Source organism: Colwellia sp. MB3u-55 (assembly GCF_014076785.1).
Taxonomy (GTDB): Bacteria; Pseudomonadota; Gammaproteobacteria; order Enterobacterales; family Alteromonadaceae; genus Colwellia_A.
Map to the genome: position 1 here is coordinate 37,078 of NZ_JACGUS010000112.1, position 21,022 is coordinate 58,099.

The window sequence follows — 21,022 nt, forward strand, 5'->3', positions numbered from 1 at the left end:
AGAATATGAAGAGGCTAATGAAGATGAAGATGGCCGCATTGAGCCTGAAACGGAAATACTAACAACAGGTGATGCTATTGCTAAAGCAAAAGCTATGGTTGCTGATGTGCGTCTCTTTAGTCATTTATTTGAAGTGGGTAAAGAAGCCAATACCGGTATAACCACCGAAGGCGACAAGTACATCGAGCTCATTGATAGTGCTGGTTTAATGGTCGAGGCTGAAGCAGCGAGCTTTTTATTACTAGCAGACGTTACCGACGCCTTATCAGAAATGGGTATAAGGTATGAAGCAGGCACCATTACGGAGGGAACCTTCCCAATAGGCCCATTTTTGAGTATTGATGGTGCGGTAGGTTCTATAACGCTTGATGAAGAAACGGCTAATGGCGGCATATTATTTAAAATCAGTGCCACTTCAGGTAGTGAAAAAATCAGCTTGAATGCTTCAGCCTTTTTTGCTGAAGACGGCTTAAGCATTGTTTTAAACCTTGATGGTTCAATTGAATCAGCGGGTGCCATGCTATCGTTGACTCAAGATAGCTTCGCAAAAGTTAACCTTGATAGTGCGATTAGTCGAACCTCACTTGAAGATGATACCTACGCAGGAGAAATAACCTCTGGGGAGTTATCGCTTGAAGTTATCTTAGAACAAAAAGCAAGTGATACGGTAATAGACCCCGTCGCTTTTACCGGTATGATAAAGACAAAGCTTGTACCCGTTACGGTTCATACTTTAGATGAAAAAACTATTTGGGCCAGAGACGAAAACGGAGATCTATATACAAACGAAGATGGCTCTCTTGTTAGAGACGACAATGGTAATATCATCAGAGAACTTGACCGATATGGCAAAAGCACTGATATACAAATTCTTCCTGAAATGTTGACTTTAAGTGGTGGCTTTAGCTCACAAGAAGGTAACTTAATTAAAGCAACTATTACTGTTAACATCCAAGACTTAGAAAGCTATGAAGCACCTGAGTTTAAATATATTGGTGCGCCTATTGCAGATATACTTTCTGTTGTTGTTTCAGGTGACAAAACACAGTAAACGCTTCATCTTCAGAGATAATTACTGATGGGTTTTCGCTAACTTATACTTTTCTACCTGGTGCTATTTCAGGTGAATGGTCTTCAACAACAACCGTTACACTAGACGATGAAGTTAACGTAAATAATTCATTACCTACCAAACAAAAGTTAACAAAATCATTAAGTCAGACTGGCAGTATGGCAGTATGGCAACCTACACTTATACATCTGATTACGACAATGGTGCTTATTTAGAAGCTGTAGTTCCTACTGATGAAAATAATGATGGTATTCCTGACTTTTATACTTATTACTACTGGGATGGTACATCAATAAATGATAACGGCGAATTAATTAATTATAATGATGAAGTTGTCATTTTAAGTCCTGACACCTCATTTTTCACACGTACCAATGAAGATCTTGATGAATTACTTGAAGAATCAAGAATTCATGCCAATTCAGTGAAAGATGCCGCTACAGCATATGCATGGGAAAGAGAAAATTGGCATAGAGAATACCAATTCAAATTATCCTCTGGAGCAAGAGTCTAAATTTTTCCTCATGAAAATGAAGAGGAAATTGCTGCTATAGCTGCCGGCACTTCAAGAGAACTTTCAGGGAATATTACTTCGAGTTTGCCAATTGAAGATGTATTTACAATAACGGTGAGTGATGACAGCAACACAGTTACTGTAAAAGACGATACTTATACTCGAGTCTACGGTGTTGATTATACGAAAACGGCTAACTTTACCTTTACTCGCCATGTAACAAGTAATATGGGAGGCCAGGTTACAGATATAAGAACTTTTTCAACGAATGATGTAGATTTAGATGTAGAAGAAGTCTTAATAAACCGACACGCTTCTTTTGGTATAGATGATGAGTTTTATCTATTAGTTCGAATCACTCCTATTGATGAAAATAATGATGGTTTAGCTGATTACTTTACGCAATCATACACATATAGCGATTACATGAATGAAGAAGGCGTATTAGTTGATGAAGATGGCATCGCTTTAATAGAGAATCCTTTTTATGCATTTGATACTTGGGAGAGTGCTGAGCTTCATTGGCAGATACCTTTTAATCCTTTTTCAACAACAAATGCTTTAGAAGCTTATAAGCAGTTTATAGTGAATGGAAGAGGATCTTACTTAACAACATATATCGACGGTGTAGGTTCAGTGGAAGCAGAACTATCTGCCGAAGATATTGCTTCAATAGTTATAGGGAGTAGAACCTTTTCTGGTGTTAACACGCATCCAGATAGTGATGAATCATTAGAAAACGAAGATGTTTTCTTAGATTTAAGTGCTGCGCTCTCATTGGAAGCAACTTTAGGTCATTACCAAGTAAACTTAATGCTATCAGGTCAACGTACCGCTTTTGATGACGGTAAGTTCGATCTTGAAATGAGTTACAAATTGCCTGGCGATCAGAATATGCGTAAGTTTGTTGCCCATATGAAGACTGATGAAGAAGGCGCTTTTAGTGTAAATAACAGCGAAGGTGTATTACTAATAATGAATGATGTGGAAGATTCAACATCCGATGTTATTGGTAGTATTGTAGTAAGTTCTTCAGCAACTAAAATTGCAGATATAGAAGATCGTGATGGTGTTATTTGGTTTATATTTACCGATGAAACAACCGAAACATTGTAACCTCCATTATTAGCTAAACAAAGAGTAGAGATAAAATACCAGTCATGTGTGTGACTGGTATTTTTTTACTTATAAGTTAAGTTGTTTTATTAAACTTAACCTTTGTTTAGCTACAATAAATATCATGGAAAACGCCGCTAGAACTTAAGGGAATTAATGAACGTTAATTATTTATTTTTATTACTATTGATATTTTTATCTACTTTTTCTCAAGCTTCAACAAAAATTGAAGTATTTACCACAAGCCAATCATTTAGTAATATTTTACCCGTTAAGCAACTGACAACTGGCAACAATCACCAGAAAAAAATGCTAGTGACGGTTTTACACAAAATGAAGTGGGTACGAGCAGTTATTGGCAACACTTGTCATTGAGTGTTGCACAACGCTATGATTATTTTGTTTATTCAAATCGCGATACAGCAAAAGTATTCTATTTAGACAGAAACGATTTAGCACTCGACACACAAGAAAAATATCATATCGCATTAAAGTTATTCCATCAGCGTAGTAATGGTTTACGTATCGGCTATAAATATGAATTTGAAAACTTTAGTAGTGAAATACGTGTCGGTTATTGGGACTTAAATGTCACGAGGGAGTCTAACTTAACGGGTACCCTTGCAAGTGACCTTAATGGCAATATATCTGCCATTGCACAATTAGATGAGTTTTATACTGCCAATAATTTTTTAAAACGCCGCAATAGTAACGATTGGGATGCCGATGGCACAGGTATAACGATTGATATTCATTTACGTTGGCAGCTAAGCCAATACTTCTCTATTAACGCTGATTTAAAAGATATCTATAACCATTTTACCGTAGACGAATCTGGCTTTAGTGCGGGTAACATAGATACCGATGGTACTTTTATTAATAGTGTTGGCGGCGTCGCCTACTTACCTGTTTATCGTGGTAAAGAAACGACCAGTAAACATCAGTTTGAGTTACCTGAACACTTAAGCTTTATCGGTTTATATCATCACAGCGAGCAAATAAGTTATCTAGCACGTTATAAAAGACAAGGTGAGCAAAATTTTTATTATTTAGGATTCGATATCGCACACGAAAATTCATCAACACGGATTTCATTTGATATTGAAAATACCGCCCCAGAAATCCAATATAAAAATGACCGGTTTTCAGTTATCTTTGCGATTGACAGTCTTAAAATAGAACAGGCAATGTTACTAAATTTAGGCTTTAATCTCTACTATCGCTTCTAAAACTAGCCAGTGGCTAAAGCCATATAACTTTTAGCTTACTTTGAAAAAACAGATCAAGAGGTCCAATATAAAAGTGACTGGTTTTCAGTTACCTTTGCGATTGACAGTCTTAAAATAGAACAAGCAATGTTGCTAAATTTAGGCTTTAATCTCTACTATCGCTTCTAAAACTAGCCGGTGACTGAAGTGATGTCAATTTTTGCTTGCATTGCACGGTAGAACCAACTAATTTAATGACAAAGCTATTAATTTTTAATTTATATGAGAATTTTCGTTTGGATTATTAGCTGTCTTTTCATTGTTCCCCTTAATAGTAGTTTTGCTGCTGTCGCTGAAAAAGACATCTTTGATCTCAGCATAAAGGAGCTAATGCAAGTACGTATTAGTTTAGCCACAAAAACTGAAGAAACTGTCCTAACAGTACCTTCAACAATCACGGTCTTTGAACGCACTGATATTGAATCATTAGGGGTCAAAAATGCCTATGATGTGATGAATTTTGTTCCTGGCTTTCAAATGACTCGTGGTGATTGGGTAGGAGCGGTCCCAAAAGAACATGCCCGAGGCGTTTATTTAGATAATGGTTATATTCTTGTTATGGTCAATGGCGAGCGACTTAATGAAGTTTCCTTTGGTAAAGCTTCCGTTTACACCCCCCATATTCCCATTGGTATTATTGAACGTATTGAAGTTATTCGAGGTCCTGGTTCAGCGCTTTATGGCAGCAATGCTTTTTTAGGTGTTTTAAATATAATTACTCAACAGTCATTTAAGCAGCTTAAGGTAAGTATAGGTGAAAAAGGTTATCAGCAACTTTCTTCTAGTTGGCAAAAAAACTTATCTAAAGACTTACGTTTACACAGTAATATTTCGATAGAGAAGTCTAATGGCCATCAATATACCTCACCATTGAATCGCCAAGTTAAAGACCCCTATAGTAATACCTATTTAGAACTCGGTGCACACTATAAAAATAATAAACTTAACATCCGCTATAGCGAAAATGAACTCGATGAATTTATTAATCTTGGTGGCTATTCTGTAGATAATATCCACACCAGTGAAAGCTTTTCAATATCGGGTAAAAGTAAGATATGGCACAATGACAAGCATCAGCTAGAGATTAAGGCGTCTTATAGCCTCTTTGAAATCAAGTCTGCTGGGATGGCCTTAGCAAAAGAGTCTGGCCTTATCGAAAATGATTTTTTGGTGGGGCCCTTTTGGCAGACCCAATCAAGCGATGTAAACCTAGATCACAGTTGGATAGTTAATCCACGTATTCATCTCAATTCGGGGGTTGAATATCGCCGCGCTGATCAATTTCAATCGGGTAACGCCGTCACTTACTATGATTATCAGCAAGAGCGGATTATCGTTAGTGATGAAAATTATCTCGACAAAATTGTCGCTATCGCTGTGATGCCTGAAACAAAAGCGTTAAATCAAGCCCAAGAAATGCATGGAATTTACAGTCAACTCAAGTGGCAAGTCGCCAATAATATTAGTTTATTTTTAGGGGCTAGGTATGACAAGGTGATAGATATTGATCATAAACTGTCACCGCGTGCCGCAGCAGTTTGGCAAGCCAATAAACACCATAGCTTAAAATTACAATATGGTGAGTCATTTCGTACACCGGTGAATAACGAACTTTATTCAAATGACAGTGTAACTAACGGCAACCCTAATTTATCCTCAGAGTTTGTCAAAACAACAGAGCTCGTTTGGATATATCAACGTAAAGATTTTTCCAGTGAACTGGTCTTTTTTCATAATGATTTACGAGACTTTATAAATAAGGTTCCTGACGATGGCGACGCACAATTTACTTTTGCTAACCATGTTGATATGGAAATCAGTGGCTTGGAAAGCAGTGCCAGTGTTGAATTAACGCGAAAATTACGTTTGTCACTCAACTACACCCATCTCTTTGATGATCCCATTAATGAGAGTTTTAAACACTTTGGTAGTGCCAATTTAAGCTATAAATTAGGACAATGGAAATTTAATGTTAATGGTATTTGGCGAGATGAAGTAATACTACCTCCAATTAATGATGTGCGTTTTATACAAAAACAGTATTTTTTAATTTCAGGTAAAGTCACTTATGAGCTTGATAAAAAACAGCAACTTTCATTCATTGCGCAAAATTTACTGGATAAAGATTATGTTGTCTTCGACCCAAGAGTATTTAACGGTGAAGTACCTGGAAAAGGCAGAGAAATATCAGTGAGTTATCGTTATCAATTTTAACGTAATCACAAGCTTAAATGTTCATCTATAAAAAATATTTCTATAGATGAACAAACTTGGACTAAGGTTAATTATTCCGCTATATATTCAACAACTTCAAGACCAAATCCTGATAACGAATGATACTTAGTTTGTGAACTTAACAAGCGCATTTTACTGACACCTAAGTTAGAAAGGATTTGTGAGCCTACGCCAACATTACGAGAGCCAACATGACGCTTTATTTCATTAACAACTTCACCCGCATCAATTTTCGCATATTTTTCAACTTGAGAAATTAACTCCGCAGTAGATTCATGCTTACCTAAAAGTACTAAAACACCACCTTCTTTGGCAATTTTTTCTAAAGCATGTGCCATTGGCCATTGAGCAACACTCTCACGTTGGCTAAATAATAAATCTCTAAAGGTATTTTCTAGATGAACACGAACTAATGTTGGTTCGTCAGCTTTAATCTCACCTTTAGTTAGGGCAAAGTGCGCCTGTCCATCAATGGTGTCTTTAAATACCGTTAAATCGAACTCTCCAAAGGCTGTTGGTAACTTACATTGAGAGACACGCTCAATAGTGGTCTCATTAGCATTTCTGTATTCAATTAAGTCGGCAATAGTGCCCATTTTTAAATCATGCTTTTCAGCAATAATTTCTAAGTCTGGTCGGCGCGCCATAGTACCGTCTTCATTGAGTATTTCAACAATAACGGCGGCAGGCTCTAAACCGGCTAAACGCGCTAAATCAGTTCCGGCTTCTGTATGGCCTGCGCGATTTAATACACCTCCATCTTTGGCTATTAATGGAAAAATATGCCCCGGCTGAACAATACTTAAATGATTGGCATCTTTGGCAACAGCAGCTAAAACAGTCGTTGCACGATCGCCAGCAGAAATTCCGGTAGTCACTCCTTGAGCGGCCTCAATTGACACAGTAAAATTTGTGCTAAATTGAGCGTCATTTTTTTCAACCATCAAAGGTAACTTGAGCTGCTGGCACTTTTCAACAGTCATCGGCATACAAATTAAACCACGACCGTGAGTCGCCATAAAATTAATGGCTTCAGGTGTTACTTTTTCAGCAGCCATAATGAAGTCACCTTCATTTTCTCTGTCTTCATCGTCCATCAAAATGACCATTTTACCTTGAGCAATATCGTCAATAATTTCTTGTGGGGTATTTAAATTCATGATCATCTCTTTTATTTAATTTTTTTTCATAATTTTGAGGAATACAATAGTGCGCTTGAACACAAACGCCACCTTGTTTGTTTACTTCATAAAACCATTACGTGCTAATAGTTCATGAGTCACACCTGAACTATGGTGCTCGGCCGTGCTAGCGGCTTTTTTTGTTAATAGCCTTTCGATATAACGGGCAATTAAGTCAACTTCTAAATTTACTTTAGTGCCCGCTTTATATTGAGCAATAATGGTTTGCGCGTTAGTGTGAGGAACGATCGTTAAACGAAATTTATCATCGGTGACACTGTTAACCGTTAAGCTCGTGCCGTCAATCGTAATAGAGCCTTTTTCGGCTATATATGGCGCTAAATCATTTGGCATTTCAAGCCAGTATTCTAGGCTATTTCCATTATGTTCAATCGAGGTTATAACAACCACAGCATCGATATGACCAGACACCATATGTCCGCCAAAACGAGTGGTGGGTAACATAGCTTTTTCTAAATTAACAGCCTGCCCAGTTTGATAGTCAACAAAGCCAGTACGCTGTAAGGTTTCATTAGAAACATCAGCACTATAAGTTGATGAGTCGAAAGCGACAACGGTTAAACAAATGCCATTGGTCGCTATTGAATCACCTAATTTAACATCACTCATATCTAATAAACCGGTGGAAATAACAATTCTTGCACCCTGTCCAGTAATGTTTATCGCTTGAATGCTACCAACTGCTTCAATTATTCCTGTGAACATAATCACTCTTTAAGTCATTTTTAGGTCAAGTAAAACTCGACACCATACTAAAATTTTACGATAAAAGTTTAGCAGTAATACGGATATCTTTGCCGATCATACGTAAATCAATTATATTTAGTTCTTTTGCTTGGCTCAAGCTTTCAATACTTGTCATATTCACTAAGCTTTTACTGTCTGCACCCATTAATTTAGGGGCTTGGTATAAAATCAATTCATCAACTAAATTTTGTTCAATAAAAGCACCCGCTAATCGAGCGCCTGACTCAATGAGTACATCATTCAAATTTAGTTTAGCTAAATATTGAAGTAATGCAGGTAAGTCAATCTGCTGTTCATTAGCTAATGTATTGACGACAGGTAAAGCCACCTGCTTTACAAAATGAGGCCACTGATGAATGTTTTCAATGGTACGACGAATTAATATTATTGGGCTGGGCTCATTAAATAAAGCTAAGTTAGGCGTTAAGCGATTTTTTGTATCTATAATCACTCTTATTGGTTGCCTGACGTCTTCCTCTTGATAACTATCTTTTAATTCCCCTAGCTCAGACCAACGTACCGTCATTTTTGCATTATCGGTTAATATACTGTCAGCACCACTAATAATCGCACAACTTTGCGCACGTAAACGCTGAACATCTTGTCGAGCTTGAGGGGAAGTAATCCATTTACTTTCACCGTTTTTCATCGCGGTTTTTCCATCTAAACTCGCCGCTAATTTACAACGGACGTAGGGGAAACCTGTGGTCATTTGTTTGATAAAACCAACATTTAAATCTTCAGCCACTTCTCTTAACAAGCCATGCTGCGAAGATATTCCCGCTTGTGCTAACATTTTCAAACCATTACCAGCCACTTTAGGATTTGGATCAACCATCGCCGCTATGACATGTTTAATACCGGCAAGAATAAGTCCTTTGGCACAGGGTGGCGTTAATCCGTAATGACTACAAGGCTCAAGTGTTACATAAGCGGTTGCACCTTGCGCATTTTTACCCGCCATTGCTAACGCGTTAACTTCAGCATGGCCTTCACCTGCTTTTTGATGAAAACCTTCTCCGACAATTTCACCACCTTTTACCAAAACACAACCAACGCGCGGATTAGGAGAAGTGGTAAAATGTCCTTGTTTGGCAAGCATTATAGCCCGTTGCATAAAACGGTAATCTTCGGCTGAGAATTCTTTCATCTATTTTTCATTACCTAAGCGCGCAATTTCTTCACTAAATTCGCGAATATCTTCAAAAGAGCGATAAACCGAGGCAAAACGCACATAAGCGACTTTATCTAATTCTTTTAATTGTTCCATAATGATATTACCAAGCAACTCACTCGATACTTCTCGCTCACCCGTGGCACGTAGCTTTGATTTGACTTTATTAATGGATAGTTCGACTTGTTCGACACTTACCGGACGTTTTTCGAGAGCTCGCACTAAACCATTACGCATTTTATCTTCATTGAAAGGCTCACGTGAACCATCATTTTTAATAATACGTGGCATAACTAACTCAGCAGTTTCAAAAGTAGTGTAGCGCTCATGACAGGCTAGACATTCGCGGCGACGGCGAACTTGATGACCGTCAGAGACCAAACGAGAGTCAATGACTTTCGTATCTAAGGCTCGACAAAAAGGACAATACATGGAAAGCTCCAAAAAAGGTGATACCGATTCCAAGAAGTATATTTTTATCTTAATGGACTCGGTACTTTCGACACATAGCTCTGTTTAATTGACAGAAACAATAATGGCCGCTAATGCGGCCATTTTAGTCTAATTAAGCTATTGTTACATTAACTTATTTATAGCTATTCCCATTAGACTATAAGTGCCACAGCTATATCGCTTAAGACACTAAAGTCGTTCGCTTAATTTACGCGTATACAGGGAAGCGTGAACAAAGTTCTTTAACACTGGCTTTAACATCAGTAACTGTCTGTTCATTGTTGATATCGTCTAAAATATCACAAATCCAACCGGTTAATGCTTGTGTTTCAACAATACCAAAACCACGACGCGTAATAGCCGGAGTTCCTAAACGTAAACCGGAAGTTACAAACGGAGAACGTGGATCGTTAGGTACTGAGTTTTTGTTTACCGTGATATGGGCACGGCCTAATGCAGCATCAGCATCTTTACCTGTGATATCTTTATCAATTAAGTCAAGTAACAACAAGTGGTTTTCAGTGCCGTTAGAAACAACTTTATAACCGCGTTCCTGAAGAACAGCAACCATAGCTTTAGCATTGTCTAAAACATTCTGTTGATAAACTTTAAACTCAGGTTCTAATGCTTCTTTAAATGCAACGGCTTTAGCAGCAATAATGTGCATTAATGGGCCACCTTGGCCACCAGGGAAAACAGCAGAGTTTAATTTTTTATAGATAGCTTCGTCATCACAACCCGAAATAATTAAACCGCCACGAGGGCCCGCTAATGTTTTATGAGTGGTTGTAGTAACCACATGCGCATGTGGTACTGGATTTGGATATAAACCGGCGGCAATTAAACCAGCAACATGAGCCATATCAACTAAAAAGTATGCGCCAACGCCGTCTGCGATTTTACGCATACGTGCCCAATCAACAACACCAGAGAAAGCAGAGAAGCCACCAATGATCATTTCTGGTTTATGTTCTTGTGCTAAACGTTCCATTTCTTCGTAATCAATATCACCTGTTTCTGGGTGAAGACCGTATTGAAATGCTTCGTAAGACTTGCCAGAAAAACTAACATGAGAACCATGCGTTAAATGTCCACCGTGCGCTAAGCTCATTCCTAACACTTTACCACCTGGAGTAACAAGCGCTTGAAAGACTGCAGCATTAGCTTGAGAACCGGCATGAGGTTGCACGTTCGCGTAAGTTGCGCCAAATAATTCTTTTGCACGGTCTATGGCTAATTGCTCAGCGATATCTACGAATTCACAACCACCGTAGTAACGTTTGCCTGGGTAACCTTCAGCATACTTATTCGTTAATTGAGAACCTTGTGCTTCAAGAACACGCGGGCTACAGTAATTTTCTGAAGCAATAAGTTCGATGTGCTCTTCTTGGCGAACTTTCTCATTGCTCATCGCTTGATAAAGTTCCGGGTCAAAATCAGCAATATTCATATCACGTGTAAACATGGTTTTTCCTCAATTATTCAGCCTTAGCTGTTACAGACAATTGTCTAATGGATAGCAAAATTTATGCGGCGTATATTGCCTGAAATCAGCTCGGTTGTACACGGATAAAGGTACAAGCTTTAGCTCATTTAGTAATCTAATATGCCAAGAGTGTTGCTGTTATTATCGATAAAAACTTTTACAGCTTTGATCAACGTTAACAGTCAATAGAATATAACGAAGAAAAAAAGCAATAACAAGAAATTTAAAACAGAAATAGAGTAGAAAAACAAAATATAATATACCTTACTAAGGAATAACCAATATTTATTTTATTAAAATATCATTTAGTTGTTTTAGCTCTGCTTGCCTTTTTATATAAAAATACTGACTGACAAGCCAAATACTCACCAGAAATATATTCAAAATAGCCAGACCAACAATCGGTGATTTTTCTGATTGCTCGGTGACAGCAAAAACATACCAATTGGCAAAGGGCCCAATAATGAGACAAGAGAACTTTATTAACTGAATGTAGCTAATAGACGACTGACAACCGACAATGGCATGTTCAATTGCTTTATCTGGACTGCCACAATTTATTTTCCATGCGGATAAACGGACTTTAATGGCAAATATTACAAAAATAATAGAAAGAATACCGCCACCACCTAAGTAAATAATGGTTGCTTGATCTTTCGAGCCACTGAGCCACATATAGCTAGCAGCAAACAACATAGCCAGCGTAGCCATAATATCTATGGCTAATAAAGATTTAGCCCACACAGTTCTTTGCTTTGTTTGCTTAAGTAAACGGTTGATATCGGTTTTAATAATAGGTTGGCTTTGCCAGTCTTGGCTCATCTGCGCCCATTGCTCATCAATTACCGAACTATCAAGTGGTTTAGTCGCTTTATTCTTGGGCAAAGTTGCAACATCAAGTATCGCCTCAGCTTGACTTTGCGTAGATAAAATCACTTTACTTTTTTTATGTAACAGGGAATCTTCTTCGTTCATACCGCCTCCATTAACTTACTCAAAGCGATTTTTGCGCGTTGTAAACGCACACCAACAAGATTAACAGATATCACTAAAATATCGGCAATTTCTTGATAACTCATGCCTTCGAGCGCTAAGGTGATCACTTGCTGTTGTTCAAGTTTAAGTTGCCTAATAGATTGAGCTAAACGTTGTTGTCTACGTTGTTTTTCTAAGCTTTGAGGAGGTGTTGGTTGAATTTTATCTTGCTCTGTCTCTTGGCTAATATCATCAATACTTTGCTCTACCTTGACACTTTTTACTGCTTTGGCAACATGCGTCGCTAAAACATTATGAGCAATACGAGCAACAAAAGTTTTTACCGTACAATCATTTCTAAAGCTAGGTAGTGACCGCCAAAGATTGAGGGCTATTTCTTGAAAAAGCTCATCTTGAATTGACGGTTTTGCTTCAAATCCGGTAATGATATGACGGAGTAATTTTTCATACTCTGTCATCCATTGGGTGAATGTTTGCTGATAATTTGCAGTACGTTTCAAAGAATAACTCAATATATGTTGATACGCCGTTTGAAAGCGGTCTTGTTGCTGTAATGTTAATTCTATCGAGTTATTCATCTTAATACCAACTCAGCGTATTGTCATAAAGATTAACTTAATGACATCACCACTTTTTCTGATTTTAATTTTTGTGCGAGTGCCAGCACTAATGCCACGGTCATCGCCACTGTAATTGCGGTGGTACTTGCAAGCACAGTCCAATCGACAGGTAAGCCCTTGAAGACATCTTCCATCAACATTGATTGTCCTGAAATAGGTAACCAATTCACCCACTCAGGCTTATCATCAATCATCATAATGGCAAACGGTACCATAGCAGGTAGCATAATTAACATAGAGACGGTTGACTGTGCTTCTTTAAAACTTTTCGCTTGAAACGAAAAGAATAATTGTAAAGCTGTTGCAAAAAAACATAGTGGGATAAGTAGTAGTAATAAGGCCGCAATACTAAAGGCATTTAAACTAAAGGTTGCCCCTATTTTAGTAAGATCAATAAAGCCAACAGAAACAGTAGTTAATACCAACATAATAACAATAGACAATACTGAAATAGAACTGGCACAAGTCATTTTTGCCAACACTATTTTGAGGGTACTAACAGGCTGACATAGTAGCATCTCTAAAACATTACGCTCACGCTCCCCCGCACTCGAGTCAATGGCGATTGATAGCCCCGAAACAAAAGCGCCCATCAATAAATAGATACCTAAAAACATCGAGACCATCACTGCATTGCTGGTTGGAAGTGCTGTATCTTGCTCTTGTAGAACAATAGGTTGTAATAAATTAATATCAACTCCCCTGACCAGTAAACGCTTATAACCGATATCAAGTGAGTATTCTCGTACCACTTCTTTGACTCTTCGGATCGGTGCACTAGAGGCTTTCTTACCAAAATCTGCACGTAAAACAACGTCTATAGCCTGACCTGCTAACATTTTTTCAGCGAAGTCTTTTGGTATATCTACTTCAATATTACGTTCTTGCCATGCGTACTTTTCTTCTTCAGGTACATCGGCAAATTGTAAAATATTATTGACGGCAAACTTCTCGATCAATTTGGGTGCAAATTCAGCGCCGGTAAATTGCACATAAATAGGCGGGTTATCCACGATTTCTTTGATCATGGTTTTCGATATTACCATAATCATTATTGGCGCGAATAAGCCCATACTTAACGCGACCATCAAGGCACGTTTATCACGAAAGGCTTCTCTTAATTCTTTAATTAATAATGCTTTAAACTGGATCATGCGGCAACTCCTTCATCTGAGCCAATTAATTTAACAAAGGCATCTTCTAATAATTTTTTACCCGCTAAATCACATAACTCTTGTGGTGTGCCTTGTGCGGCTAATTTACCATTAGAAACAATAATTACCCGATCACATAAAGCCGCAACTTCTTGCATGACATGTGATGAAAATAAAATACAATGACCTTTCTCTTTAAATTTGGCTAAGTGATTGCGCAAAACCCGTGTACTCATTACATCGAGTCCGCGAGTAGGTTCATCAAGAACAAAGTTTTTCGGCTGATGCACTAAAGCCTGAGCTAAAGTGACTTTCATCCGTTGCCCTTGCGAGAAGCCAACTGTTTTACGATGCGCTAATTCTTCCATTTCTAAATCTTTAAATATTTGCGCTATTGCCGCTTTTTTCTTCGCTCCTTGCATACCATGAAGACTGGCAAAATAGTCCACTTGTTCATAGGCAGTTAAACGCTCGTACAAACCAAATTTGTCCGGGAAGATTCCTAATCGTTGCCTAACAGCTAAAGGGTCTTCTAAAACATTAATACCATCGACTAATACAGAACCTTCATCAGCTTTTAGCAAACCATAGAGAGTACGTAAACAAGTCGTCTTACCCGCACCATTTGGACCTAGAATACCGGTGATCTCACCATTTTTAGCAGTAAACGACAAACCATCTAGGGCTTTTACCGTATTTTTTTTATCGATAAAGCTTTTATGTAAATTGTTAACTTCAATCATAATAATTATATCCTTATAGGTTACCGTTTAAATGCGTCATAAATGTTTCACTTTTTAACTCAGCTAAACACGATTCATCTAAATCATTCGGATCGAGTGTTGTTAGAAACTCATTAACAATTTCAATACCGCAAGGCGTTGAAGCAACAATATGTGCACTGTTTTTAGAAACAATGTGGTGATTATTAGGTAAGGTTTTCGCAGATTCATCACCGTTACTCGGCGGTGTTACTGGGTCTAAATTTCCTGATAAAATAAGAGTTGGGATATTAGCCGTAACACTTTGATAGAAATCATCGCTAACCGAATACTTAGGCCATAACGGACAGGCTTGCAGCCAAGCACTATGGCTATCGTTGCCACCAAAAGTATTGTTGGCATCGCCAGCAAACATTTCAGTAGTAATTTTAGGAAAGTCTTCATTACAGACAATATTTAACGTTAACCCCACATACATACCCATTCCCCCTTCTGACATGGCAATTAAACCAATCATGGGTTGATAGTTACCTAAAAAAGCTTGATGTATAACCAAGGGCACTAAAGTACGGGTTTGCATAGAGTATAATTGCATGCGTAAATTACTAATAAACTTGCTACGACTTAACACGAAGTCAGTCTTTGTACCTAAACGGGGATGCGCTATTTTAAGATTTACCGGTGCTTGTTCTAGTTGAGCAATAACCGCTGTAAAGTCATCCTTTAATGAAGGGTAAGCGCTGTTACAACTTTCATCTTGCTGGCAGTTTTCGAGTAATAAATTAAATGAACGCGCGGAACTTTGACCAAAAGTACCAATAGGCACTTCAATGGGACCAACACTATCTAGTACGACACTGTTAAGTGCATCAGGAAAAAGGCGCATATAAACCAAAGCCGCACGTGTACCGTAAGAGCCACCATAAATATTAATTTTTTCATGGCCGAGTGCAACGCGTACCGCATCAAAATCACGAATAGCATTTTCTGAATTATATTGACTTAAGTCGCCTTTGAATTGTGCGATACAGTCTTTGATTTCTTGTGGAGAAAAGTCTTCAGGAATAATTTCATAAGCGTTTATTACTTCATTTTCATCACACGATAAAGGATGTGATTTCCCCGTACCTCGTTGATCCACTAAAATAATGTCATGCGACTTTTTAATTTCACCAAAAGTACTAAATATATGCGCAGCTAGTTCAACTGATGCTTGACCTGGTCCACCCGCTAAGAACATTAAAGGTTTTTTATTTTGACTACTATCAATAGCAGGCAGCACCGCAAAATTAATGGTTATTTTTTCACCTTTGGGTAAACTATAATTTTCTGGTACTTGTAATGTGCCACACTGAACTTGCGACTTAATGCCCTTTAGGTGACAGTTTTCCAAGCTTAAAACTTCTTTATTATTATTTTGTGTATTATTGTCTTCAGCTAAAAGTAGTGAGCTAAAACTCAGTAAACTTAATGCTAAAAGACTTTGCCATTTTATCTTCATTATTTTATTCCTTTTAAAATATCGAACATATAGTCTCAGCCTTGGACTTTTTATTACAGTTTATTTTAATAAAGCGGCATTTATTTTTAAATGATTGTTTATAAATGACATTTAGCAGTATTATTTTAAGCAAGGGTCAGTAATTTTGTCCAATACACCGTTATCCTGATACTTAAATAAATTCAGCATGACGATAAGTCCGCAAGACTAACAGTGATCATTCATCGTTGATTGCCATCCATGGCAACACAACATTCCGTACATCCTGACCATAAAAAAACCGAATAACATTTAATGCTATTCGGTTTTTACTTCTAGAGAAAACTGTTTTTAATCGTGATTAGAACTGGTTAGAGGTGTTATTCTCGCCACCTGCTTTAAGTGCGTTCTCACCAGCAAAGTATTCTTTGTGATCATCACCCATGTCAGAGCCTGACATGTTTTGATGTTTAACACAGGCAATACCTTGACGAATTTCTTTACGTTGTACACCTTCAACATAACCAAGCATCGCCGCGTCGCCAAAGTATTCTTTAGCTAGGTTATCTACAGACAATGCTGTTGTATGGTAAGTAGGAAGCGTGATTAAGTGATGGAAGATACCAGCTTTACGTGAAGTCTCAGCTTGGAAGCTACGGATTTTGTCATCTGCTGATGCAGCTAACTCAGTCGTATCGTAATCAACATTCATTAAATCAGCACGTACATAGTTAGATACATCTTCACCCGTAGCAACCATAGCGTCAAACGCTTGCTGGCGGAAATTTAATGTCCAGTTGAACGATGGGCTGTTGTTGTAAACAAGTTTAGCATTTGGAATTTCTTTACGAACTTCATCCATCATGGCAGTGATATCGGCAACGTTAGGTGTCGCTGTTTCTATCCATAACAAATCAGCACCCGCTTTAATTGCTTCGATGCTATCAAAGACACAACGCTCTTCACCAGTACCTTGACGGAATTGGTATAAACCAGAAGGTAAACGTTTAGGACGAACAAGTTTACCGTCACGGTTAAAGCATACATCGCCTTCAGCCATGTCAGCTACGTCAATCTCTTCAACATCTAAGAAAGAGTTATAGATATCACCTTGATCGCCTGGCGTTTTAACAACCGCGATTTCTTTAGTCAGACCAGCACCTTCAGAGTCAGTACGTGAAACGATAATACCGTTGTCGATACCTAGTTCAAGGAATGCATGACGTAAAGCACGAATTTTTGAATGAAAATCTGCATGAGGAACCGTTACTTTACCATCTTGATGGCCACATTGCTTTTCATCAGCAACCTGGTTTTCGATTTGAAGAGCACAAGCGCCTGCTTCAATCATTTGCTTAGCCATAAGGTAAGTTGCTTCTGCATTACCAAAACCAGCATCGATGTCAGCAATAATTGGCACAACGTGAGTAACATGGTTATCAATTTTATCTTGAATAGCGGCTTTATCGGCGGCACTTGCTGCGTCTAGGTCGCGAAAAAGACCACCAAGTTCTCGTGCATCGGCTTGACGAAGAAAAGTATAAAGTTCTTTAACTAAAGCAGCGACAGATGTTTTTTCGTGCATTGATTGGTCAGGAAGAGGACCTAATTCTGAACGAAGCGCTGCAACCATCCAACCTGAAAGGTATAAGTAACGACGGTCTGTTTTACCACCAAAATGTTTCTTAATAGAAATCATTTTTTGTTGGCCAACAAAACCGTGCCAGCAACCTAAAGACTGAGTATACTTAGAGCTATCAGCATCGTAAGCATCCATATCGCGACGCATGATGTCGGCAGTATACTGAGCGATGTCTAGACCAGTTTTGAATTTATTCTGTGCTCTCATACGAGCTATTGACTCAGGATTAATCGTATCCCAAGAGGTACCTGCATTTGCTTTAATCGCTTTAACCGCTTCTATTGCATTTTGATAATTAGACATAGCACTCTCCAAGAGTCTGGTAATATTTTTAAAAGGTTTTATTCGCTTCAACACTTAAAATAAAAAGTAAAAATTAAAGCAAACACACCGAACAAGACAAAGTCTAGAACATCCTGAGAGTATTCTTAAAATATATAATATCAATCACTACCATTCACAAGATAAATACCAAATTCACAAATAATAATTGTACTTATTTTTCAATAGGTAATAAGCATAATCCTCAATATTACCGCTTTAAAAGGTGATTAATATTTTTATTAGTCACTGAAAACTTCTTGATTTATTTTTCCGTACATGACATATACATTAGTTATATTATTTCTTTTGGTCATAAAAACTATGAATATTGCTAAAATCGATTTAAATCTACTTATTTACCTTGACGTTTTATTAAGAGAAAAAAATGTTACTCGTTCAGCAAGCCAGCTTAATATTACCCAACCGGCAATGAGTAACGGTTTAAAAAGACTAAGAAACTTATTTAATGATCCGATATTAGTAAGAACATCTGATGGCATGGTACCCACCGAACGCTCGCGCGCCTTAGCACCAGTGATCAGAAAAATCTTATTAGAACTTGAAGAAGCGTTGCAGGGTGAAGAAGAGTTTAATGAAAAGCACAGCCAACGTGTTTTCCGCATTATGGCAAGTGATTACGCGGCATCAACGTTACTGCCAAGTTTATTAAGAAAAATAAATGAAATTGCCCCGAATGTGACCATTGATATTATGACGCCAAGTGACGTAACTTTTCACGATGTTGAAGCTGGAAAAATTGATATGGCGATTAACCGCTTTGATGAATTACCACAGTCATTTCATCAGAAAACTATCTGGCGTGATTCATTCTCATGTTTGTTAAGTGCTAACAGCCCTTATGTAGCTGAATTCAATTTAGATACTTATCTGTCGTCAAAGCATGTTTGGGTGTCAAAAACTGGCTTTGGGGTTGGGGTGGGTATGGATCCCAAAGACGTACAAAAATTGGGTTGGGTAGATGAAGCGTTAGCGCGTATAGACAAGCAAAGAGATATAAAGGTTTTTACCCGTAATTATCATGTTGCCATGCAACTCGCTCATGAAGATGGTTTAATCGCTACTTTACCAACAAAAGCGGCTTTATTACACAAAGACGATAAAAAATATACCATTGTTGATCCCCCTTTTGACATTCCTGATATAGAATTAAAAATGATTTGGAGCCCGTTATTACATCATGATGCTAGCCATATTTGGTTTAGACAACTGGTTATTGAAGCGGCAGCACAAGGGTAATATTACGCCATGTTTAGTCATATAATCTACAGTATATTCTCGGTGGGCATTTGTTTGTTAGCAGGAAAAATGATTGAGACTTTCCTGCCGATCTTACCTGCTAGTTTATATGGCATGATGATGTTCACTATGCTATTGCATTTTAAGATACTTAATGCCAAGCGTATTCAACCTTGTATTGAGTGGGCGTTGGCTAATATGGCAGTTTGTTTTGTCCCTGCGGGTGTTGGTATCATTAATCATTTTGAATTAATTAAAGCGCATGGCTTCACCTTAATTGCCATTATCTTTTTTACGACCTTTTTATTACTCACTTTTGTTGGACTTGTGTATCAGCGACAACTTAATCGACAACAATTAGCCGCAACTAACGAGCAAAAAAAGTGATAAGCCAACCTCTTTTATCAATGATAAGCGCTGCCTTATTTTTTATACTGCTTACGCTGGCGGTTTATCATGCCTATGCCAAGTTACAACAAAAATTAAAAAAAGCCTGGTTAAATCCAATGCTGTTATCGATTCTAACGCTGATCCCATTTTTGCTAATATTTAATATTCCTTTTGAACAGTACTACCAAGCCACCGCCTCATTAAATAAACTCTTAGAGCCTGCTGTTGTGGCTTTGGGTTTCCCGTTATACCAGCATCTTCAAACAATTAAACAACAATGGCGACATATAATGGTACTCTTATTGGTAGGGGTATTTATCGCTATATCGATAAGTTTTATCATCACTTTATTGACCATTAATCAATACGATATTGCCGTATCACTTTCTTTGAAATCAGTAACAACACCGATTGGCATAGCATTAACGGAACAACTCAATGGCAGTAATTCCATCACTGCATTTGCGATAATTTTAGCCGGATTGTTTGGCGCTTTATTAGGTCCTCCTTGGCTATCTTTAATTAAGGTTACCTCACCCAAAGCACAAGGCTTAGCTATTGGCGCGGCTAGCCATGCATTGGGAACCGCAACGATTAGCAAAGTCAGTTATGAGCATGCCGCCTACAGTTCTTTGGCTTTGATTATTTCAGCGGTTATCACTGCCATCTTTAGTCCAATGATTATTAATACTTTGGTACTTTTTTTACGCTAACGGCCCACAACGATTTCACTATATAGACTGATAACGATGAGTATTCTGCAACAGCTTTACCATAATATTTCTAATGAAAAATGCTTAACGCGCTTTATTAAAAGTTATATTCACAGAAAAAACAAATCAAACAACTTACATTCATAGTACTTATAATAGCTATTATTAATAACAATAATTAGTTATTGAACTGATATTAATAAAATCAAAAACTAAATAGTCTATAATTATCATTTAGATATAATAAAAATCACTTATAAAAATACAAAAATAACAACTAATTTCTTTAGGAAATTTTTTTTCAGCTCTTGCATGAAAAAATAATACCTCCTACATTGCACTTAGATAATGTTATTAATTATGTTTAATGCTCTTTTAGAAAGAGGGTTAAATACATTTATGATAAAAATATTTACGCCATAGTTAAATATTCAAATAGAAGTTGCGTAAATGATTG

At 37.6% G+C, this 21,022-nt stretch carries 20 protein-coding genes; 9 read left to right on the plus strand and 11 right to left on the minus strand.

The window, feature by feature from the left end:
• Positions 1 to 94: 94 nt before the first annotated feature.
• The 6 genes from H4J66_RS09475 to H4J66_RS09500 all read left to right on the plus strand — a co-directional run bounded on the left by H4J66_RS09475 (position 95) and on the right by H4J66_RS09500 (position 6,184).
• Complete coding sequence (locus H4J66_RS09475; RefSeq protein WP_182173652.1) at positions 95 to 1,051, plus strand: hypothetical protein; 957 nt, start codon at positions 95 to 97, stop codon at positions 1,049 to 1,051.
• A 187-nt stretch (positions 1,052 to 1,238) separates the two neighbouring features.
• Positions 1,239 to 1,586 (plus strand): hypothetical protein, encoded by a 348-nt coding sequence (locus H4J66_RS09480; RefSeq protein WP_182173655.1) that lies wholly within the window; start codon positions 1,239 to 1,241, stop codon positions 1,584 to 1,586.
• Between the two features lie 114 nt (positions 1,587 to 1,700).
• Positions 1,701 to 2,702, plus strand: a complete 1,002-nt coding sequence (locus H4J66_RS09485; protein WP_182173658.1) for a hypothetical protein — start codon at positions 1,701 to 1,703, stop codon at positions 2,700 to 2,702.
• A gap of 156 nt (positions 2,703 to 2,858) precedes the next feature.
• Complete coding sequence (locus H4J66_RS09490) at positions 2,859 to 3,077, plus strand: hypothetical protein (protein ID WP_182173661.1); 219 nt, start codon at positions 2,859 to 2,861, stop codon at positions 3,075 to 3,077.
• Positions 3,074 to 3,931, plus strand: a complete 858-nt coding sequence (locus tag H4J66_RS09495; RefSeq protein WP_182173664.1) for a hypothetical protein — start codon at positions 3,074 to 3,076, stop codon at positions 3,929 to 3,931. The genes H4J66_RS09490 and H4J66_RS09495 overlap by 4 nt, the downstream gene beginning before the upstream one ends.
• Before the next feature lie 369 nt (positions 3,932 to 4,300).
• Positions 4,301 to 6,184 (plus strand): TonB-dependent siderophore receptor, encoded by a 1,884-nt coding sequence (locus H4J66_RS09500; protein ID WP_182173667.1) that lies wholly within the window; start codon positions 4,301 to 4,303, stop codon positions 6,182 to 6,184.
• A 71-nt stretch (positions 6,185 to 6,255) separates the two neighbouring features.
• On the opposite strand, the gene ribBA is transcribed toward H4J66_RS09500, so the two are convergent.
• The 11 genes from ribBA to H4J66_RS09555 all read right to left on the minus strand — a co-directional run bounded on the left by ribBA (position 6,256) and on the right by H4J66_RS09555 (position 18,184).
• Positions 6,256 to 7,365, minus strand: coding sequence for a bifunctional 3,4-dihydroxy-2-butanone-4-phosphate synthase/GTP cyclohydrolase II (ribBA, locus tag H4J66_RS09505; RefSeq protein WP_182173670.1), 1,110 nt, complete (start codon positions 7,363 to 7,365; stop codon positions 6,256 to 6,258).
• Between the two features lie 81 nt (positions 7,366 to 7,446).
• Positions 7,447 to 8,112, minus strand: a complete 666-nt coding sequence (locus H4J66_RS09510) for a riboflavin synthase (RefSeq protein WP_182173673.1) — start codon at positions 8,110 to 8,112, stop codon at positions 7,447 to 7,449.
• Between the two features lie 55 nt (positions 8,113 to 8,167).
• On the minus strand, positions 8,168 to 9,304 hold the full coding sequence (gene ribD, locus H4J66_RS09515; protein WP_182173676.1) for a bifunctional diaminohydroxyphosphoribosylaminopyrimidine deaminase/5-amino-6-(5-phosphoribosylamino)uracil reductase RibD: 1,137 nt from the start codon (positions 9,302 to 9,304) through the stop codon (positions 8,168 to 8,170).
• Positions 9,305 to 9,760, minus strand: coding sequence for a transcriptional regulator NrdR (gene nrdR, locus H4J66_RS09520; protein WP_070375859.1), 456 nt, complete (start codon positions 9,758 to 9,760; stop codon positions 9,305 to 9,307).
• Between the two features lie 229 nt (positions 9,761 to 9,989).
• Entirely contained in the window at positions 9,990 to 11,246 is a 1,257-nt protein-coding gene (gene glyA, locus H4J66_RS09525; RefSeq protein ID WP_182173679.1) for a serine hydroxymethyltransferase, read from the minus strand.
• Positions 11,247 to 11,552: 306 nt separating this feature from the next.
• Positions 11,553 to 12,242, minus strand: coding sequence for a hypothetical protein (locus H4J66_RS09530; protein ID WP_182173682.1), 690 nt, complete (start codon positions 12,240 to 12,242; stop codon positions 11,553 to 11,555).
• Entirely contained in the window at positions 12,239 to 12,841 is a 603-nt protein-coding gene (locus H4J66_RS09535; RefSeq protein ID WP_182173685.1) for an RNA polymerase sigma factor, read from the minus strand. Before H4J66_RS09535 ends, H4J66_RS09530 begins: the two co-directional genes overlap by 4 nt.
• A 32-nt stretch (positions 12,842 to 12,873) precedes the next feature.
• Positions 12,874 to 14,037, minus strand: a complete 1,164-nt coding sequence (locus tag H4J66_RS09540; protein WP_182173688.1) for an ABC transporter permease — start codon at positions 14,035 to 14,037, stop codon at positions 12,874 to 12,876.
• Positions 14,034 to 14,780, minus strand: coding sequence for an ATP-binding cassette domain-containing protein (locus tag H4J66_RS09545; RefSeq protein ID WP_182173691.1), 747 nt, complete (start codon positions 14,778 to 14,780; stop codon positions 14,034 to 14,036). Before H4J66_RS09545 ends, H4J66_RS09540 begins: the two co-directional genes overlap by 4 nt.
• Before the next feature lie 13 nt (positions 14,781 to 14,793).
• Positions 14,794 to 16,260, minus strand: coding sequence for an alpha/beta fold hydrolase (locus H4J66_RS09550; RefSeq protein ID WP_182173694.1), 1,467 nt, complete (start codon positions 16,258 to 16,260; stop codon positions 14,794 to 14,796).
• A 340-nt stretch (positions 16,261 to 16,600) separates the two neighbouring features.
• Positions 16,601 to 18,184 carry an isocitrate lyase gene (locus tag H4J66_RS09555; RefSeq protein WP_182173697.1) on the minus strand — a complete coding sequence of 528 codons (1,584 nt, stop codon included), beginning with the start codon at positions 18,182 to 18,184 and terminating at the stop codon, positions 16,601 to 16,603.
• Positions 18,185 to 18,526: 342 nt separating this feature from the next.
• Between H4J66_RS09555 and H4J66_RS09560 the strand changes: the two genes are divergently transcribed.
• The 3 genes from H4J66_RS09560 to H4J66_RS09570 all read left to right on the plus strand — a co-directional run bounded on the left by H4J66_RS09560 (position 18,527) and on the right by H4J66_RS09570 (position 20,565).
• Positions 18,527 to 19,462: a LysR family transcriptional regulator gene (locus H4J66_RS09560; RefSeq protein ID WP_182173700.1), complete on the plus strand. Its 936-nt coding sequence runs from the start codon at positions 18,527 to 18,529 to the stop codon at positions 19,460 to 19,462.
• 69 nt (positions 19,463 to 19,531) lie between these two features.
• Positions 19,532 to 19,849, plus strand: coding sequence for a CidA/LrgA family protein (locus tag H4J66_RS09565; RefSeq protein ID WP_182173703.1), 318 nt, complete (start codon positions 19,532 to 19,534; stop codon positions 19,847 to 19,849).
• Entirely contained in the window at positions 19,846 to 20,565 is a 720-nt protein-coding gene (locus H4J66_RS09570) for an LrgB family protein (protein WP_310650648.1), read from the plus strand. The genes H4J66_RS09565 and H4J66_RS09570 overlap by 4 nt, the downstream gene beginning before the upstream one ends.
• Positions 20,566 to 21,022 lie beyond the last annotated feature (457 nt).

What these genes read in the sequence shown, in the direction of transcription:
- H4J66_RS09555 (WP_182173697.1), bottom strand. Translation starts at nt 18,184, where the DNA reads ATGTCTAATTATCAAAATGCAATAGAAGCGGTTAAAGCGATTAAAGCA.
- glyA (WP_182173679.1), bottom strand. Translation starts at nt 11,246, where the DNA reads ATGTTTACACGTGATATGAATATTGCTGATTTTGACCCGGAACTTTAT.
- H4J66_RS09545 (WP_182173691.1), bottom strand. Translation starts at nt 14,780, where the DNA reads ATGATTGAAGTTAACAATTTACATAAAAGCTTTATCGATAAAAAAAAT.
- H4J66_RS09560 (WP_182173700.1), top strand. Translation starts at nt 18,527, where the DNA reads ATGAATATTGCTAAAATCGATTTAAATCTACTTATTTACCTTGACGTT.
- H4J66_RS09500 (WP_182173667.1), top strand. Translation starts at nt 4,301, where the DNA reads ATGCAAGTACGTATTAGTTTAGCCACAAAAACTGAAGAAACTGTCCTA.
- nrdR (WP_070375859.1), bottom strand. Translation starts at nt 9,760, where the DNA reads ATGTATTGTCCTTTTTGTCGAGCCTTAGATACGAAAGTCATTGACTCT.
- H4J66_RS09550 (WP_182173694.1), bottom strand. Translation starts at nt 16,260, where the DNA reads ATGAAGATAAAATGGCAAAGTCTTTTAGCATTAAGTTTACTGAGTTTT.
- H4J66_RS09535 (WP_182173685.1), bottom strand. Translation starts at nt 12,841, where the DNA reads ATGAATAACTCGATAGAATTAACATTACAGCAACAAGACCGCTTTCAA.
- ribBA (WP_182173670.1), bottom strand. Translation starts at nt 7,365, where the DNA reads ATGAATTTAAATACCCCACAAGAAATTATTGACGATATTGCTCAAGGT.
- H4J66_RS09480 (WP_182173655.1), top strand. Translation starts at nt 1,239, where the DNA reads ATGGCAACCTACACTTATACATCTGATTACGACAATGGTGCTTATTTA.
- H4J66_RS09530 (WP_182173682.1), bottom strand. Translation starts at nt 12,242, where the DNA reads ATGAACGAAGAAGATTCCCTGTTACATAAAAAAAGTAAAGTGATTTTA.
- H4J66_RS09475 (WP_182173652.1), top strand. Translation starts at nt 95, where the DNA reads ATGGTTGCTGATGTGCGTCTCTTTAGTCATTTATTTGAAGTGGGTAAA.
- H4J66_RS09565 (WP_182173703.1), top strand. Translation starts at nt 19,532, where the DNA reads ATGATTGAGACTTTCCTGCCGATCTTACCTGCTAGTTTATATGGCATG.
- ribD (WP_182173676.1), bottom strand. Translation starts at nt 9,304, where the DNA reads ATGAAAGAATTCTCAGCCGAAGATTACCGTTTTATGCAACGGGCTATA.
- H4J66_RS09540 (WP_182173688.1), bottom strand. Translation starts at nt 14,037, where the DNA reads ATGATCCAGTTTAAAGCATTATTAATTAAAGAATTAAGAGAAGCCTTT.
- H4J66_RS09510 (WP_182173673.1), bottom strand. Translation starts at nt 8,112, where the DNA reads ATGTTCACAGGAATAATTGAAGCAGTTGGTAGCATTCAAGCGATAAAC.
- H4J66_RS09490 (WP_182173661.1), top strand. Translation starts at nt 2,859, where the DNA reads ATGAACGTTAATTATTTATTTTTATTACTATTGATATTTTTATCTACT.